Genomic DNA, 16,553 nt, shown 5'->3' with positions numbered 1-16,553 from the left:
GGCGGCGGCGCCCAGCGGTGCCCGAGAAGTTGCTCGAGGCGTCGGGGCACGCGATCTCCGGGGTGGGCGAGCGCCTCGGCCATTGGTGGCTGTCACGGCCGGATCTCACCAAGCAGGACCTCGTCGACTGCTACGTGGAGATCGTGCTCCAGGGTCTTGGATGCTGGGTCGAATCCGTCTGAACTCAGCGGTCGGAGCCGACTTACGCGACGAGGCCGCAGATAAGGACCGGAGAGTGCCCCTGCTCGTACGACGAAAACATCGCTGCCATTGCCCGCCACCAGCGGGCGGAACGCTACTCGGACATGATGGGGCGACCCGCACGGGATTCGGCGGAAGGTTCACCGCCCCCCGGTGCGGATGGCGGCGATCAAGATTGCCCGCTTGCCGAGCAGCGCCGCGAGGATACGTTTCCGGATCGCGCGAGGAGGTGTTTCGCGGGTGCGTGGCATATGTCTATGGTCCTTTGGTTACGGCGAGCAGGGGATCCGAGAACGCTCTGTGCTGGACGTGATTCGAACTACAGGGGGTCGTGATGCGAGCGATACGCGCGTCGGGTGCCCGCGATGTCGACGGGCCGGAGGCGTACGTGCCACTTGTGCGGTTGCACCGGGGCCGTCGGTTCCTACCATCGGCTGCTCACGCTCCTCCGTCGAATCCCAGCTGCGTACGGTACGCAGTATCGTACTGCATACGGTATCGGTCCAGGCCGGTGTGAAGTGGACAACGCGGCGCTCCGCGTTCGTGTCGTGAAGTAGTCCGAGGTGGGTGTATCCCAATGTCAGGAGGTAATGGTTTTGATCAGTTCAATTCAGAAGCAACAGGTTGAGGTTCGTGAACATCCGGCTACCGGTGTGACGGGCGGAGCACGATGACGGCCCGACGCGTGGCCCTTGTCTCGGGTGCGGCAGGAGGACAGGGTTGGGCGATCGTCGAGCGGCTGAGGGCCGACGGATTCGCGGTGGCGGCGTGCGACCTACGGGTCGATGTGCTCGAGGCGGCCGTCGCGGAGTCCGGGGACCCCGATGTCGCCCCGTTCTCGTTGGACGTGACTTCGGAATCGCAGTGGGCAGAGACGGTAGCTGCCGTGGTCGACCGATTCGGTGGTCTCGACGTGTTGGTCAACAACGCCGGTGTACTGCACCGTTGTCCTCTCGGGACCGAGACCACCGAAGATTTCGAACGCCTGTGGCGTATCAACTGCCTCGGCGCCTTCCAGGGCATGCGTACGGCATTGCCGCATCTGAGGGCTGCTTCCGACCCGGTCATCGTCAACACTTGCAGTACGGGTGCGCTTCGACCTTTTCCGAACCACGCGGCCTACGGCGCGTCCAAGTGGGCATTGCGCGGCTTGACGCAGGTCGCAGCCGCCGAACTCGCGCCTGATCGAATCCGGGTGAACGCGATATTCCCCGGCCCGGTGGCGACCCCGATGCTCACCGAGCAGGTGCAGCAGCGCCTCGCGGCGTCGTCGCCGTGGCAACGGCTGGCGCAGCCGTCGGAGATCGCCGATGCGGTGGCATTCCTGGTATCCGCGCAGGCATCCTTCATGACAGGTGCCGAGATCACCGTCGATGGTGGCCAAGCGCTGCAGATCGGCTGACGTGGGAGCGCGGGTGCTCGATCTACCGCGATCGCGCCCCGACTCGTTGTCGGCGCGGAGGCGGTAGCTCGCCGCGACCGAACGAACCCGAATGTGGACGGCGCATCGGTGTCACCAGTGCGTGGTCCACATCCGGGCCGTATTCCGAGAAGATTTTCGCGGCCGGTCGCGTATCCGGCCGATTACCGGCGCGGTGTGGCCGAGTTCCCACGGTGGCTGTTCCTACCCGCTGACACAGCAGATCGCATCATTCGGTTCCGGGGGTCTTCTCGAGACGATCCTGTCCGTTGATCCGACCGAGGACCTGGGGGCGGAAGCCGAGCAACGTTTGCAATGTCTCCGAGCCGAATTGGCGAATGGACGGACTCGCCGACAGGAACCAGTTCTCCTGGGGCATATAGATCGGCAGCGTGTACCAGGTGAAGATGCCCGCGCGGCGAACGCCGTCGGTATTGACGCCGTTGGTGTGCCATAGCCTGCCGTCCATGGCGATCATCGACCCGGCCGGGGCTTCGACGGGTGCCAACTCGCCTATCTCGTCGTCCCGCCGCTGGTTGCGATTCTTCAGATGGCTGCTCGGGATGTAGACGGTGGCGCCGTTGGTACGGGTGAAATGGTCGACGCACCAGGCGATGTTGATGCCGTGCGGCCGTGTCCACGGTCCCGGGATGTAGCCCTGGTCGGCGTGCAGTTGCATGCTGGCACCCTGTGCCGCCGTGATATTGGCCGACATGCTCGACAGCAGTGCAGGCCAGCCCAATGAGGCCTCGACGAACCGCAGCGCGAGCGGGTGTTCGGCCAGATCGCAGAAGACCGGATCGCGACTGGGCAGGTTCCAGACTCGCTGGTTGATGTGGTCGTCTCGGCCGTAGGCGTATTCCAATCGGCGGCCTCGGCGATCGTCGCTCTCGGCGGCGCGGTACAGAGCGGTCCGGACCTCGTCGAGGAAGTCCGCTTCCAGGGCGTCGAGCACGACGCACACGCCGTATTCGGCGAGATCTCGGTCCGCGGCATCGAGATCACGGGTCGCAACCGGGCCATGGGAATCGATATGACTGGTGGACATCGGCCTACCTCCGGGGCGGTCGAGCCATCACTGTTCGGATGCTCGGGAAGTTTCGATCGGCTTCAGGCCGGGGGTGGTCGCGTTGTCCTCCGTCGGGGTGAAATGCCCCGCGCGGTCGATATATTCGTCGAGGCGGGCGACTCGGCCGTCCCGTACTTGTACGACGATGCAGACGGGCCAGGCCAATTGCGCACCGGTTCGGGTGTGGATGGTCATCAGGTGTTGCTGGACGAAACCCTCTGTGGTGGCTGAGCGACGTACGTCGGTGACCCGGCGCGTGGAGGATCCGGCGATCAGTTGACCCCAGTCCTCGCGGATGCTGTGGGTGTCATGCGCGACCCGATCGAACGCGTGCCACACCGTGGCGTCCTCGGTGAGGCATGCGATCGCCGCGTCCACGTCGCCCTTCTCCAGAGCCGTGAAGAGTTCGTCGATCACTGTGCCGTCCGTGTGTTCTTCGGGCATCGTCGCCTCCATTGTATATAGTTTCGATTACAGTATGACGTTCTATAAATTCTCGTGCCCAAAACATCCGAGGCCGCGGAGCTGTCGGAGTGTGGGTGACTCTCTACTTCGAGAGATGTACTACCGCCGCATCGGAATCATCTCGGGCGCGGATTCCAGTCGGCTGGGCGGCCGGGTCTTCCCGTCGAGGGGGTGTCGGTAGGTGGACGCGCCGACGGCTTCTCCAGTTTCTGCTGCCATCCACACGGCAGTCCGCAACTGGCCAGCAGTTCGAATTCGGTAGTGCCCGAATCGAATTCGCGCACAGTGCGGGTAGCGGTAGCCGGATAGCCGCATCGCGGGCATTTGGCGAAGAAGTCGACGACGTCTTCGACACGGGTACGAGTAGGTGTTCTCATGGAATTGCTCCTCGACGGCGACCGCCCGTGAACCGCAACAGGGAGTCGTAGGTGCGCGATCGCAGGCCGGTGACTCCCGGACCGCTCGTGGTCGATGTCCCGGAACTCCGGTTCATCGGCCGTCGATCGAATGCCACCCGTGGCGGTTCTGTGCGGCGGGTAGCGAACCTGCGGGCGCGCTGACGAAGTAAACCGGCGTCGTCTTCCTATCTCAACGAATCGGAATGTTCTCGTAGTAGGGGATCGGAATCTCGTTGGTGTCCTCGCTGTATCCGACCATCCTCACGATGGCCGGATGAATGACATCGCCGTCGATCATGATGTTGATACAGGTCGGCTCTCCGCTCTCCTGGGCCTCACGAATCGCCGGGCCGATCTGCTCGGGTCGTGTCACCTCGACGCCTCGGCAACCCAGCCCCTGAGCCGCGACGTGGTATGCGGTGCGCTCCAGGTCCACAACCGCGGTGTTGCCCTTGCCGAAGACCAATTCCTGTCCGTGCCGAGAGATTCCCCACGACGCGTTGTTGAAGATGATCGTGGTGATCGGCAGGCGATGACGCGCCATGGTGTCGAACTCCGCCAAGTTGAAACCTGCCGCGCCATCACCTGTGATGACGGCGACGGGTTTGCCGGGGCGAGCGATGGACATGCCGATGGCGTAGCCCGGCCCGATTCCGAGAGTGCCGAGATATCCGTTGCCCGCGAACAGGCCGGGGCCCGGCGAATGGCCCAGGGGGACGAACCAGGCGGGGGTCTCACCGCCGTCGTAGGCGATCGCCGTGTCCGGTGAAAGCGCCTCCACCACCGCGGCGGCGGCGGCATGCGGGTGAATGAAACCGCCTTCGGTGATCGCGGGTACGTCGTGGAACATGCGACCCATTCCGGCACGGAGCTTGCGCAGCAGTTCCACCCAGCTCGTCGGCGCTTTGACCGGCCACGAGGTGAGCCCGCGGCTGAGCGCGGCGATCGCTTCGCCGGTATCGGCGACAACGGCGATCTCCGGAGTCTTCAACCGTCCCAATTCGACTCCGTCGACATCGATCTGGATGAGGATGGAATCGTGGGGAATCATCGAACCGCTGCGCCCGCCCAGTGACATTCCGGCGCGTGAACCGATCTGGACGACGACGTCCGGCGGCTGTTTCGCTCCGGCCGCCGCCGCGGCGAGGGTGCCGACATGGCCGAGGTTGTAGGGGTGGTCGGCGGGAAGGACGCCGTTGGCCTTCGCGGTGTAGATGACCGGGATACCGGTCTGTTCAGCGAACGATTTCAGTTCGTCGGAGGCGCGCGGGGAGAACAGTGCGCCGCCGCCGACCACGATCACGGGACGTTGTGCGGTGGAGAGGATCTCCAGGATACGGTCGACGGCTTCAGGCGTCGGCGCGGGTCGGGTGGTCGCCACGGGCTTGGTCGGGAGCGCGATCTCGTCCTCCCACGGCGCGAACATCACGTCGATGGGTACTTCCAGGTAAACCGGTCCCGGACGACCGCTCAGAGCGGTGCGGACGGCCTTGTCCACGAGATCGGGGATCCGTTCCACGTGGGTGACCCGGTGGGCCCACTTCGTCGTGGTCTGTGCCATCGCGACCTGATCGAGGCCACCCTGCAACGCGTTGGTCTCCACCTCGCGCAGCGGCGTGGAGCTGGCGATGAACAAGGTCGGGATGGCGTCGAGATGGGCGTCGGCCATCGCGGTGAGGGCGTTGGTGAACCCCGGGCCAGCGGTGATAGCGCATACGCCCAGCTGACCGGTCGCCCGAGCGTAGGCGGCCGCGGCATGGCCGGCGGTGGCTTCGTGCCGGGTGTCGGTCAGACGGATCGACACGTCTTTGCACGCGATCAGGAACGAGTCCAGGTGGCCTCCGTGCAGGACGAACGCCTCGGAGACTCCCAGCGCGTGCAATGACCGGGCGAGAATGACGCCGCCGTTGGTCTTCATACTTTCGACTCCTTTGTACCTACCGGTTGGGTGAGCGCGGGTGTTCTTGTTCCGGCCGAGGGGATCGCGCCGTGAGGTGCGGCCCAGCTGGGCGTCAATGGAACGCGCCCGCCAAGGTCTGGCCGGCCCAGAAGCCGCCGTCGACTTGCAGGTCGATTCCGTTGACGTACGAGGCCGCCGGACTGTTCAGGAACAGCAGGGGACCGGCCTGCTCTTCCGGGGTGGACCGCCGCCCGATCGGTACGGTGACGGCGTCGATCATCTCGGAGGGGAAGACGGCCTCGATGGCTTCGAGCATCGGCGTCTGAACGGCTCCCGGACTGCACCCATTGATCCGGATGCCTCGACCGATCAGGGTGGCCGACTGCTGCATCGTCCACACGTTCAATGCCTCCTTGGCGAAGCCGTAGGGGTGTCCCGACTCGTCCTTGTGCGCCTCGTACCACGCGAGGCCGGCGTCGAAGGTGCGCGCCGCGAGAAACTCGACGATGATGCTTTGTCGCTTGCGCCAGGCGTATCCGCCATCGGAGGACACGTTGACGACTGCGCCGCCGTGCGGCATCTGCGCGAGAATGTGTTCGGTGAACAGCCGGGTGCCGAGGAAGTTGACCTTCAAGATGTCCAGCGGGGCGACCATCGGTGTCGCACCGGCGCAGTTGAACAACGCGTGCACCGGGTCGCCGATCGCCGAGGCTGCCGCCTCGATCGACGCGGGGTCGGCGAGATCGAGTGTGGTGAACGAGGCCAGGCCCGTCGCGTCGCCGGTTCGCGAAGCGCCGTGCACTTCCGCTCCGGCCGCTGCCAGCGCTCGGGCTGTCGCGGCGCCGATGCCCGACGAACTGCCGGTGACCACGACACGCTTACCCGTGTAATCGAACTGTGCGGTCACTCTGCGACTCCAGTGATCACGACGGGTAGATGGCTGTAGCCCCACTGAAAACTGGACGGACTACGGACGGCCTCGGTGGCGTCGATTTCGTACTCGGCGACCGCGGACAGGAACTCCTCGACGATTACCCGCGCTTCCAGGCGTGCCAGGTGCACACCGACACAGAAGTGCTGGCCGCGACCGAATGCGAGGGTCCGCGGGATCTCGCGATTCCAGATGAACCGATCGGCATCGTGGAACTCGCGGGGATCCCGGTTCGCCGCCTGCGCCAGATAGATCACGCGCTGTCCCGGCTCGACCACTCGGCCCGCGACTTCGACCTCGACCCGGGCGGTGCGCCCGAACCACTGGGCCGGGCCGCAGTAGCGCAGCATCTCCTCCACCGCAGCGGCCGCGTTGACCTCGAGGTTGTCACGAACTTCCGCGAGCTGCTCGGGGTCGCGCGCGAGTTCCCACAGTCCGTGGCCGATCACCTTGGGCAAGGTCTCCGTGCCTCCGACGAGCACACAGGTCAGGTTTGCGGCGATCTCGAGATCGGACAGTTCACGGCCCTCGACGCGAAGATCGATCATGCCGTCGACCAGATTCCAGCTTCCGTCGGGCCCGTCCTCTCGACGCGCGGCGACGAGAGGACGGATGAACTCCAGCATCTTTTTCTGTAACCGGGGGTCCCTGGCGAAGCCATGACCTTCCTCGTCGGTCGCGGTGACCGCGTTGATGGTGTCGAGGAGCTCACCTGCCTGGTCGGCGGGGATGTGGAACAAGTGACAAATGGTCGATACGGAGATGATGCCGCCGAATTCGTGGACCAGGTCGAATCTGCCCTTGGGCAGAAGCTGGTCCAGCCGCCCGCGCACCAGGCTGCGGACGAACGGCTCGAGTTTGCGCACAGATCCGGGCCGTAATTGCCTGGTGTGCGCCTGCCGGACCTGCTCGTACACGGGGGCGCCGAACGCCAGGTGCGTGCCCAGGAACGGAGCGGTGGGAGGGTCGGAAGTCGCGCCGTCGTTGTGCTTCAGGAGATCGGCGCGGTTGATGACGCTGCCTTCGTTCGTGACGAAGGCGTTGTCGCCGACGGTCAGAAAGTCCCACACGTCCTGAAACCGCGAAAGCACGAACGTGTCGTAGGCCTCGATGTAGTAGACGGGGTGGTGCTCGCGCAGGATCTCGTAGAACGGCAAGGGATTACGCATCTCCTCCTTGCCGAACGGGTCATAGACGAAATCGTCGACCGCCAAGTTCACGGTGGTTGTTCCTCTCCTGCGCAAAGTTGAGCCCGACTTGTTGGGACAGCCGCCTCGCGCGTCGGCCCCGCGTTCGGTGAGGGAGACTGCGGCTCGCACCTCACGTCCGGCCCACGTCGACCGGCCCCGGCAGCGAGCCGGTCACTTCACTGTGTGACCCCTGCCACGGTTAGTCCAACAACCACTGTGACAACCGATGGTTATGACCCGAATCCGGGACCCGCGGAACTACCGGGAAACGTATTCGATCACCGGTGTCATCCGCGCGCCGCTGTCGCGCGAATCAAGCGACCGGGCTTCGCGCCGGTCGCGGCGTCGTGACGGCGGGTGACGACACCATCGACGAGGGTAGCGAGATAGCCTCGCGCGCCCTGCAGAATCCGACCACCGCCGCTCGGCAGGTCGTGCGTCATCACGGGGGTCTCCAAGCCGAGCCTCTGGAAGTCGATCACATTCAGGTCCGCGCGCATTCCCTCGGCGACCAGGCCGCGGTCGGTGAGTCCGTAGAGTCGTGCGCCGTCGCGAGTGAGTTTGTGCACGAGCGACTCCAAGGGGATTCGCGGTCCACGGCTGCGGTCACGACCCCAGAACGACAACGTGAAGGTGGGCATCGATGCGTCGCACATCATTCGCATATGTGCTCCACCGTCGCCGAGGCCGTTGGCGACCAGCGGGTTTCGCATCATCTCGTAGACCGCGTCCAGGCTGTTGTCGCCGTAGTTGAGAAAAAAGCTGGCCGTGATGCCCTCGCCCTGCGCGGCCGAGAGATGGTCGTAGAGAACTTCTTGCGGCGTGACGCCCTGGGCGCGAGCGATCGCGTCCAGACGCTTGTCCGGTCCTGGCTCGTAGTCCAGCGGCATATCGAGCCTGAAAGTGGAGCCGACCCGACCGCGCGTGGTGCGGACGAGTTCGCTTCCTGTCGGGTCCTTCGCCATCGCCGCCGCACTGTCCTCCTCGGCGAGGATGGCGGCCCTGCGGTCGGTCTCACGCATCGCGGCAGCGCGCTGTGCACGCGGCAGATGAGCGATTTCCAGATAGGAGGGCCGGAATCGGAAGATATGGTGGCCGTCGAGCATCGACAGCATTCCAATTCCGCGAGCAGAGGTCTGCGGCCGGATCCGCAACCCGGCCGCGGTCGATTCGGCCGTGTAGGACAGCATGGCTTTCCAGTCGGTCGGGTCACTGGGAAACTGTTGGAGCAGGTAGGTGACCGGCCGTTCCGAGGCGCGAGCCAGGTCTTCTATCCGCCGGTGCTCCTCACGACGTGACCGCACCGACGCCCCGCGATCCTGTGCCGAACCGACAGCGCCGAGCGGAATGATCTGGAAGGTTCCGGTGCCGTGGCGTCCCATGGCCGCGGCGATGGCGACGAGTTCTTCCTGCTCGGCGAACGTTCCGGGAACGTGGGCCCCGGCCACCGATTTGTGCTCGAGCACTCGCCCGGCCGATACGCCGAGAGCTCCGGCGAGCATCGCTTGCTCGACCAGGCTTGCCATCTCCGAGATATCCTCGGCCGTCGCGTTTTCGTGCTGCAATCCGCGCTCACCCATGACGAACACTCGCAGAGGCGCGTGCGCGAGTTGGACTCCCACGTCCATTGTGAATGCCTTGCCATCGATGCGATCCAGGTACTCGGGAAAGCTTCGCCAACTCCAATCCAAACCCTCGTCGAGCACGATGCCGGGAATGTCCTCGACGCCCTCCATCAGTTCGATCAGGCGGCCGCGGTACTTTTCGTCCGCGGGGGCGAACCCGACTCCGCAGTTTCCCGCGACCACCGTTGTGACGCCGTGGGAGAAAGACGGATCGAGCTGGTCATCCCAGATGAACTGGCCGTCGTAATGGGTGTGGAAATCTATGAAACCCGGGACCACGAGAGCGCCGTCGGCGTCGACGACGTGCGTCGCGGCGGAGCTGATCCGCCCGCCGATCTCGATGATTCGCCCTTCCGAGACAGCGACATCGCCGGTGTAGCCGGGATTCGTGCCGGAACCATCGATGATCGTTCCGCCCTTGATCAGTACGTCGACAGTCATAGGATCGGTCTCCTGGTCGTGCGGCCCGCTCATCGGCACCGTCGGGTGGGCGGATCGAATGGCATCCGGACGAGCGGTGCTCCTCGCCACGGCTACTATTTGTCGATACCGTATCTGATACGGTATCGCGGTGTCGGTATCCGGGTGGCGGATCGCGTGCGCACGCAGCGTCGTACCCCGGTCAGGGGATTCTTCGAACGGTAGGAGTCCATATACCGCCGAAGCGTCCATCCGTGACGGCCTCGTCCGAGACGCGGTCGAGGCCGTTGCCGGTACCCGACGAGCGCTCTGGAGAAGGAGTTGCACGAGTACTGCGACGATGTCCTCGCTGCGACAAAACGGCCGGACCGTTCGGATTCCTGCCCGATTTCCCTCGCACCGATACCGGTAAATTGCAGCGCCGCAAGGTACGGGAGATCTTCGCGGACGTCTATTTCATGAACTCGACGGCGGTACTCGGTGGCGAGTACTCTGATCACCGGTAGAGGAAGACAGTTCGGCGTGCATATCGACCCTGGACGGGTCGAAGCTGAAGTACCCCTCGATCGGGGAACTCTCCGGTGGTGGATCGTCATAGCTCCAGGCCACGTCCTCCACCGTGGTGTCATCGATGATCGCCGCCCAGTAGGTGGCCATGCCCTTGTAATTGCAATAGCTCGTCGTCTCTGTCCGGCGCAACAGGTCGGTCCGGACAAGGTGCGGTGCGACGTAGAGGCGGGGTTCGAGAGCCGTCTCGAAGAGGATGATCGTCTCTCTGGCATCTACGAGTCGGCTGCCCGCGATCTCGACGCGCAGGTGTCGCGTCGTCGGCCGGCAGTCGACGCGGTGATAGGGGTTGGGCGGGTAGTGGACTAGTCGGCGACCTTCCTCCAGCCACGTGTCCACCGCGTCCCACGGCACGACCAGATGATCCGGTGCTTCGGGAAGCGGCTCACCGGCGATGCCGACTACCTCGTCGGCGGGAAACGCGTAGGTGAGCGGCCGGTTCCTGCGATGCACCAGCAACACCCGCTCGGTGTCGATTACCTTGCGCCCTCGGTGGATCGCCTGAACTCGACGAGGATGGGGCTCGATCAACACGACATCGTCGGGTATATCGACGGAGAGTCGGCCCGCTGGATCCGGGCCGAGCGGTCCACGCGCGGCGAACAGGGTCATCGCGAAGTCCGTGAGGAATCCGCCGACCTATCGCGGAAGGTGGTCATCCGGCACGCCTTTCGTGAGCGCTTCATTGCCGAGACTACAAGCGCGAACGAACTTCGATGGTGGCGTCGATTCGGCGCAGCGGGCGAATGAGCCCTTCCTGGGTGAACGACGCGATGAGTTCGCCTCTTTCGGTGTGTACGGTGCCGCGGACATAGGACATGCCCGCGCCGACCTGGGTGCTCTCGTGCGTGTAGAGCAGCCAACCATCCCAGGTGACGGGCTCGTGGAAGCTCACGGTCACCGTCATCGGCGCGGTGGAAACCGTGTGATGGGCCTGTGAGGTGCCGATGCCCGCGTGGGCGCGCATGGTCGTCGAAATCGCCAGGTGCCCGGTGAAATGAGCCAGAAGCGCCTTGGCGAGATCGTCACGGGTGGGAATCGGGTCGTAATGCAGCCAGGCATGCAGCTCCGGCGGTCCGACCTCGTCGGGACTGTCGACATCCCGCACGCCGACCAGTCGTAGCTCACGTCCGGTCAGCGGCATCGATGCGACGTTCGCGTCGGCGGGCGAGCCCACGTCGGGGCGTGGCGCGTGGTGGCGGATCACGTCGTCGGAGGGGACATCGGCGAGGATGGTCACTGTCACGCAGCGTTTGCCACTCTGCTTCGCGGTGACTATCACGGTGGCCGTCGATCGGCCTTCGTGTACGACATCGAGGTCGAATTCGACGGGTGCGCCGACCATCACCGCGCGGACGAACACCGCGTGCGCCGAACGCACGGATTTGCCCTCGAACCGCTTGGCGGCGGCCACGATCGCCTGCGCCAGCACCTGGGTTCCCTCGACCACTTGGCGGTCGTCGTCACCCACGAGGCCGGTCGCCCCGACGAATCCGTGCCCATCGGTCCGGGAGACGTCGAACAGTGTCAGCATCTCGGCCACGGACCACTGCATCGTGTCGGATTCGGTTGTCATCCTCGGTCATCTCCTGCTCGTTTCGCGCCACTTTTATGGTGGCAGATACCGTTGTTGATACGGTATCTTAGTCCCGGAGTGGTTCGATCACGAACCCGTGCGGTCGGGGTACATCCGGCCCTTCCGGATGGTGTCGGACAGCCGGTGGACCTCGAAGTCGTGGATGTCGGTCGACGAGCGGCACCGATCGGCAACTCGGCTCGTGCTGTCCCGGATGGCGGCAAGCGATGTCGGCGTTTCGGCGGATTGGATCAACTGCGATGGCGGAACTGGTCGCACTCGTGCGCGGAGTAGCGACGGAGCGTCGTTCCATTTTGGAATGGGCGGGCCGCTATGTCGGCCCGCAGGGGCTGGTCCACGTCGTCTGCGACGCGAGTCGCTACTCCCACATCGCGAGTTCGCTTGCGATGCACGGCATTACCTACGATGTCAGGCAATTGGAACAGCCGGATTTCCTGCAGGCGGCGGCGGCGCTGGCCGACTACCGCTGCGGATGGAGGTGGCACTACGCCCCGGTGGCCGCCCGCGCGACGGCCGACACGATAGCTCGGCGTCACGGACTACCCGTGGTGCTGTCACGCCGGGGGATTCTGGCGCGCTCGTCCGTCTGTATGGAATATCCCCACGCTGGTCGGGCGGGTCGGATTCGACCGGGTCCGTAGGAGCAAGCCACCGCACCCGTCATCTGGAGTTGCGGGCCCATCGGAGCCTTCCGGGCAACCGGCCGAGCAACACCCTTCGGAAGTCGGCCTGGCGCAAGACGGTTCCACCAACGCGTTGATTCGATGTTACCGGCACGCCCGCCGATGAATCCCGCGGCCTTCAGACCTGCATCCCGCGTGTCGCCGGTTTCGCGAAAGGAATGCGTGCGGTCCAGGAATGCGGAGTAGTCACTGAAAGCGCTCGGCCGTGCGTTCGGCCCGAAATCGGGCAGAACGCACGGCCGATGGCAGGACGTGGCAGAGGTCGCCGCGGATCAACCGCGGGCGGCGACTCCACTCGTGTCCGGCAGGGCGCCTGCGTTCGGATCGATGCCGATCAGCTTGGACAGCGTGCCGCCCATGATCTTCTTGCGGTCCTCGAGATCCAGATCCTCGAGTTCGTCGACCCAGGTCACCGGGTCGAACATGCCCTCGGGGTGCGGGTAGTCCGAGCCGAAGACGACATTGTCGGCACCGACGATGTCGACGAGGCCGACCGGGTCTTCCTCGTGGAACGGGTGGATGAAGATCGACCGCTTGAGCGCGACGACGGGGTCCTCGTCGAAGGATTGCGGCGCCCGGTCGTAGACCTTCTCCAGGGTCTCGACCAGCGGGCGAACCCACGAGCTACCGTTCTCCACCGGCACGAAACGCAGCTTCGGGAACCGCGTCGCCAGACCGTGACCCACGATCGAGGCCACGACATCCTTGATGGTGCGGGACTCGGCATGCAGGGTTTCGTAGAAACCGGAGTTGTGGCCGCCGAAGGGCAGGTATTCGCCCTTGTTGCCTTCCCACTCGTTCATGTACCGCTGGAAACCGTCGTCGGAGGCGTGCATTCCGACGAGGACGCCGGATTCCTCGACCCGCTTCCAGAACGGGTCGTATTCCGGCAGCGCGAAGGATCGACGCCCGCCTTTGAGATCCGGTACCGGCGCGGGACGGATGAGAATGACCCGCGCGCCGCGTTCCACGACGCGATCGAGTTCGCGGATCGCCTCATCGACGATCGGCAGGGTGATCACCGGAGTGGCGAAGATCCGGTCATCGACGTTGTAGGACCAGTGCTCGTGCATCCACTCGTTGAGCGCGGTGACGACGACGTGTGTCGCCTCGGGGTCATCGGCCAGACGTTCTTCGAGCAGGCTCGCCAATGTCGGCCACATGATCGCGCGGTCGATGCTGAGTTCGTTCATCAACTCGAGCCGGTCCAGCGGATTGAAGAAGGCGGGCGGCGCGTCGATGTAACGCGGCGGATCGGTGAGTACCTTGTCGCCCTCTTTCGGCGCCTTGGTGCGCGAGGACGGATTCTTGAGCTTGAATTCGACCTCCTGCGCGCCGGGCGGAGCGACCTTGTTGAAGGTCGGGTTGGGGATGTACTCGCTGATGGTGTTGCGCAGGGCGATCTTCGTGCGGCCCGCGACCTGGACGTACTTCACCAGTCCGGCATGGCTGTCCGGCAGGTACTTGGTGAACGCGTCGGTCGTCTCGTACATGTGATTGTCGGCATCGAAGACCGGGAAGTCCAACTTCCTCGACATGAACGGTACCTCCGGAAACTCGAAATGGTTAGTACGACCCACGATAGGGACTAAATTAAACGTTGTCTAGTTTATGCGGGTATAGCCTCAGGATCTGTTGTCGGCCTTATGTTTTGGTGATGATCATGGTCGAGATGACGGTGTAGTCGCTCTGCCCGGTGCGGTACCGGGGACTTCTGGGTGCCGGGAGCGGGACAGTGCTCGGTGGTATCGAGCCGACGACTCGTGCCACGGGCACCGCCGAACCGTCGATCTGACCTAGGAGGTGTGGTGCGTGCGGGCTGAGGACCAGGACGGGCGGTAAGCGGGCACGCAGGGAGGGCGGAGTTCGGCTACCGATATCGATCGGTCGGAGTCCGTGGTCGTCGAAGACCCCGTCCGGCGGCTACGTCGACGATGCCGGTCGACGGCTGGTTTCGGGTGGCGGCGGAAGTGCCCCCGGTGCGGGAAGCCGGTCGTGGAGTCGCTGGACTCTGATCGTCAACTGTTCGCGATCAGGGTCTTCCATCCGAGCATGAGCGCCTCGAGTTCGAGTTGGAACAGCCGCTCGGCCGCCTTCGGAGTGGCCCTGACGACTTTCAGCAGGTTGGGTTGCTCGCTTCGGCCGTGCAATGCGAGACGTTCGCGTAGCGGCATGCGACGTGGGTTCATCATCGCCGAGCCGAAGGCCATCATCTCCATGCTGTCGATGATCGGATAGCACAACTGCCTGGGCACCCCGGCTTCGAGCATCAGGGTCACGATGTATTCGCGGGGGAGGTTGTCGAACGCCTGTTGCCCGTGCGGTTGCATGAGCGGTGCCGCATTGGGGTGGGCGAGCAGAGCTGTGCGGTAGCGCGTCACCGATTGGAGTACGTACTCCTCCCAGGTGGCACCGCTGATCTTCGGGATGACCTCTCGCGACAGCACGAGTTCGGCCACGCCGCGCAGGATCTCCTCCTTGTCGGCGAAATGGTGGTACAACGCCGCGCCGGTTACTCCCAGTTCGGTGCCCAGCCTGCGAAGACTGAGCGCTGCGAGTCCCTCGTCGTCGATGATGCCCAACGCCGTGGTGATCACTTCATCGCGATCTACCAGGGGAACCTTCGGACGTCCCATCCGTCAGCAGCCTCCAGCAGTCGGGTCTCGTGGCCGCGTGGCAGGCCCCGGACAATGAACTCGGTAAGGCTATAGCGTGCTCGCCGCCGCACATCCGCGGGTCCGGCGTCGAACGCATCCGTGACGATCGGCTCAGGACGGCCGCGCCGCCTCGTTCGAATGCGCCTTCCGCGCCGACCACGTCGCGCAGCTGTGGATTTCGCATCCGGTACCACTGCGCGACGCATCTCGCGATGTATTTGAACATTGTAAAGTATTCTGGATCGGCGCGCATGTCAGGTTGCGAGCGATCGCGTCGGTCGAAGATTTCGAGCGCCTCGGCCCAGATCGTCGCGACCTCGGCGCGTCGCAGGCGCTGTCGTCGGAGTCGGTTCAGCCGTAGGTCCGGCGTGTCGGCGGCAGGTTTTCGGGCGCGACGCCGGTAGAGCAGCGGCATTCGGTGCCGTCGATTCGGCTCTCACGGCTTTCGCGGATAGTCGCGGCCCCGCATCAGCGCGCTGACAGATGCTTCTGCAGGTTCGGGTGGCGCTGCAGGTGCGCGCCACCGTTGATGTCGAGAACTTCGCCGGTAATCCAGGCGGCCTGCTCGGAACACAGATACATCGCTGCCGCGGCAATCTCCTCTGGCGTACCCGGACGGCCGAGCGGCGTATTCTCCACGTAGTCCTCGGTGATTCCCGGAATCTTCCCGATGGCTTCGTTCAGCGGGGTGATGACCAGACCCGGGGCTATCGCGTTCACCCGGATTCGCCTCGGAGCCAGCTCGAGGGCGGCGACCTGCGTGAGCATCGACAGCCCTGCCTTGGCGGAGCAGTACGCGGACAGTCCGGCACCCGCCTGTCTGGCATTCAGCGAGGTGATCGATACCAGGACGCCCCCGTCGGCGAGCGCTCGTCCGGCGTGTTTCAGCACGATGAAAGCACCGACCAGGTTGATATCGACGATCTTGCGCCAGTAGGCGACGTCGTGCTCGACGATCGGAGACAGTCCGCTCGTGCCCGCTGTATTGACCACCGCGTGCAGGGCGCCGTGGCGCGCCAGAACGTCGGCGAACAAGGTTTCGACCTGTGCTTCGTCGGTCACGTCGACTGCCGTGGCGGTTCCGCCGAATTCCGCTGCCACAGCAGTCGCGCCCTCGATATCGCGGTCGGCCACCGTCACGCGGTAACCCTGCGCATGCATCGCCCGAGCGGTGGCTCGGCCCAGCCCGGATGCTCCTCCGACAACCACCGCGACGTGTTCACTCATATTTGAAACCACTTCCAAACAATCGATGTTCTGTCACTGACTGACTACCTGTGGGAGGCCCCACCCGTATCGATAGGGCCACGTCCGCGTGGGGATGCGAGTTCGGGGTGTGCCGTACAGCGGATGTGAGCCTGGGTTCGTGAACCGCGAGTTGTGCCGTTATCGGCGGTTCGCGGCTCACGGTACCGGTCGTCCGGCGACTA

General features: G+C 64.6%; 15 protein-coding genes. 3 read left to right on the top strand and 12 right to left on the bottom strand.

The features are described 5' to 3' along the window. Window positions 1-17: 17 nt before the first annotated feature. Both JZ792_RS14985 and JZ792_RS14980 read left to right on the top strand, forming a co-directional pair. Window positions 18-182 (top strand): hypothetical protein, encoded by a 165-nt coding sequence (locus tag JZ792_RS14985; RefSeq protein WP_216911075.1) that lies wholly within the window; start codon window positions 18-20, stop codon window positions 180-182. Between the two features lie 689 nt (window positions 183-871). Then, entirely contained in the window at window positions 872-1,603 is a 732-nt protein-coding gene (locus tag JZ792_RS14980; RefSeq protein ID WP_216911074.1) for an SDR family NAD(P)-dependent oxidoreductase, read from the top strand. 247 nt (window positions 1,604-1,850) lie between these two features. On the opposite strand, the gene JZ792_RS14975 is transcribed toward JZ792_RS14980, so the two are convergent. The 9 genes from JZ792_RS14975 to JZ792_RS14935 all read right to left on the bottom strand — a co-directional run bounded on the left by JZ792_RS14975 (window position 1,851) and on the right by JZ792_RS14935 (window position 11,762). Further along, window positions 1,851-2,669, bottom strand: coding sequence for a phytanoyl-CoA dioxygenase family protein (locus tag JZ792_RS14975; RefSeq protein WP_216911073.1), 819 nt, complete (start codon window positions 2,667-2,669; stop codon window positions 1,851-1,853). Window positions 2,670-2,696: 27 nt separating this feature from the next. Next, window positions 2,697-3,134, bottom strand: coding sequence for a nuclear transport factor 2 family protein (locus JZ792_RS14970; RefSeq protein ID WP_216911072.1), 438 nt, complete (start codon window positions 3,132-3,134; stop codon window positions 2,697-2,699). Window positions 3,135-3,271: 137 nt separating this feature from the next. Beyond that, window positions 3,272-3,532 (bottom strand): hypothetical protein, encoded by a 261-nt coding sequence (locus JZ792_RS14965; protein ID WP_216911071.1) that lies wholly within the window; start codon window positions 3,530-3,532, stop codon window positions 3,272-3,274. A 211-nt stretch (window positions 3,533-3,743) separates the two neighbouring features. Further along, on the bottom strand, window positions 3,744-5,471 hold the full coding sequence (locus JZ792_RS14960) for a thiamine pyrophosphate-binding protein (protein ID WP_216911070.1): 1,728 nt from the start codon (window positions 5,469-5,471) through the stop codon (window positions 3,744-3,746). A gap of 94 nt (window positions 5,472-5,565) precedes the next feature. Then, the gene (locus JZ792_RS14955; RefSeq protein ID WP_216911069.1) at window positions 5,566-6,360 is read right to left on the bottom strand and encodes a coniferyl-alcohol dehydrogenase; all 795 of its coding nucleotides are present in this window, start codon (window positions 6,358-6,360) and stop codon (window positions 5,566-5,568) included. Continuing rightward, window positions 6,357-7,604, bottom strand: coding sequence for a cytochrome P450 (locus JZ792_RS14950; protein WP_216911068.1), 1,248 nt, complete (start codon window positions 7,602-7,604; stop codon window positions 6,357-6,359). The genes JZ792_RS14955 and JZ792_RS14950 overlap by 4 nt, the downstream gene beginning before the upstream one ends. Window positions 7,605-7,861: 257 nt before the next feature. Continuing rightward, window positions 7,862-9,640, bottom strand: a complete 1,779-nt coding sequence (locus tag JZ792_RS14945) for an N-acyl-D-amino-acid deacylase family protein (RefSeq protein WP_216911067.1) — start codon at window positions 9,638-9,640, stop codon at window positions 7,862-7,864. Window positions 9,641-10,075: 435 nt separating this feature from the next. Beyond that, window positions 10,076-10,798: a DUF427 domain-containing protein gene (locus JZ792_RS14940; RefSeq protein WP_216911066.1), complete on the bottom strand. Its 723-nt coding sequence runs from the start codon at window positions 10,796-10,798 to the stop codon at window positions 10,076-10,078. Window positions 10,799-10,880: 82 nt separating this feature from the next. Next, the gene (locus JZ792_RS14935; RefSeq protein WP_216911065.1) at window positions 10,881-11,762 is read right to left on the bottom strand and encodes an acyl-CoA thioesterase; all 882 of its coding nucleotides are present in this window, start codon (window positions 11,760-11,762) and stop codon (window positions 10,881-10,883) included. 260 nt (window positions 11,763-12,022) lie between these two features. On the opposite strand from JZ792_RS14935, the gene JZ792_RS14930 reads away from it, so the two are divergent. Beyond that, the gene (locus tag JZ792_RS14930; protein ID WP_216911064.1) at window positions 12,023-12,424 is read left to right on the top strand and encodes a hypothetical protein; all 402 of its coding nucleotides are present in this window, start codon (window positions 12,023-12,025) and stop codon (window positions 12,422-12,424) included. 314 nt (window positions 12,425-12,738) lie between these two features. Here the strand turns inward: JZ792_RS14930 and JZ792_RS14925 are convergent, their stop codons facing one another. The 3 genes from JZ792_RS14925 to JZ792_RS14915 form a co-directional block, all read right to left on the bottom strand. After that, on the bottom strand, window positions 12,739-14,046 hold the full coding sequence (locus tag JZ792_RS14925) for an amidohydrolase family protein (RefSeq protein WP_438804334.1): 1,308 nt from the start codon (window positions 14,044-14,046) through the stop codon (window positions 12,739-12,741). A 438-nt stretch (window positions 14,047-14,484) separates the two neighbouring features. Continuing rightward, window positions 14,485-15,102, bottom strand: coding sequence for a TetR/AcrR family transcriptional regulator (locus tag JZ792_RS14920; RefSeq protein ID WP_216911062.1), 618 nt, complete (start codon window positions 15,100-15,102; stop codon window positions 14,485-14,487). Between the two features lie 489 nt (window positions 15,103-15,591). Beyond that, the gene (locus JZ792_RS14915; RefSeq protein WP_216911061.1) at window positions 15,592-16,350 is read right to left on the bottom strand and encodes an SDR family NAD(P)-dependent oxidoreductase; all 759 of its coding nucleotides are present in this window, start codon (window positions 16,348-16,350) and stop codon (window positions 15,592-15,594) included. Window positions 16,351-16,553: the final 203 nt, after the last annotated feature.

The organism is Nocardia noduli, assembly GCF_019038455.1.
Classification (GTDB): domain Bacteria; phylum Actinomycetota; class Actinomycetes; order Mycobacteriales; family Mycobacteriaceae; genus Nocardia; species Nocardia noduli.
This window is presented reverse-complemented; position numbering and strand designations above follow the sequence as displayed.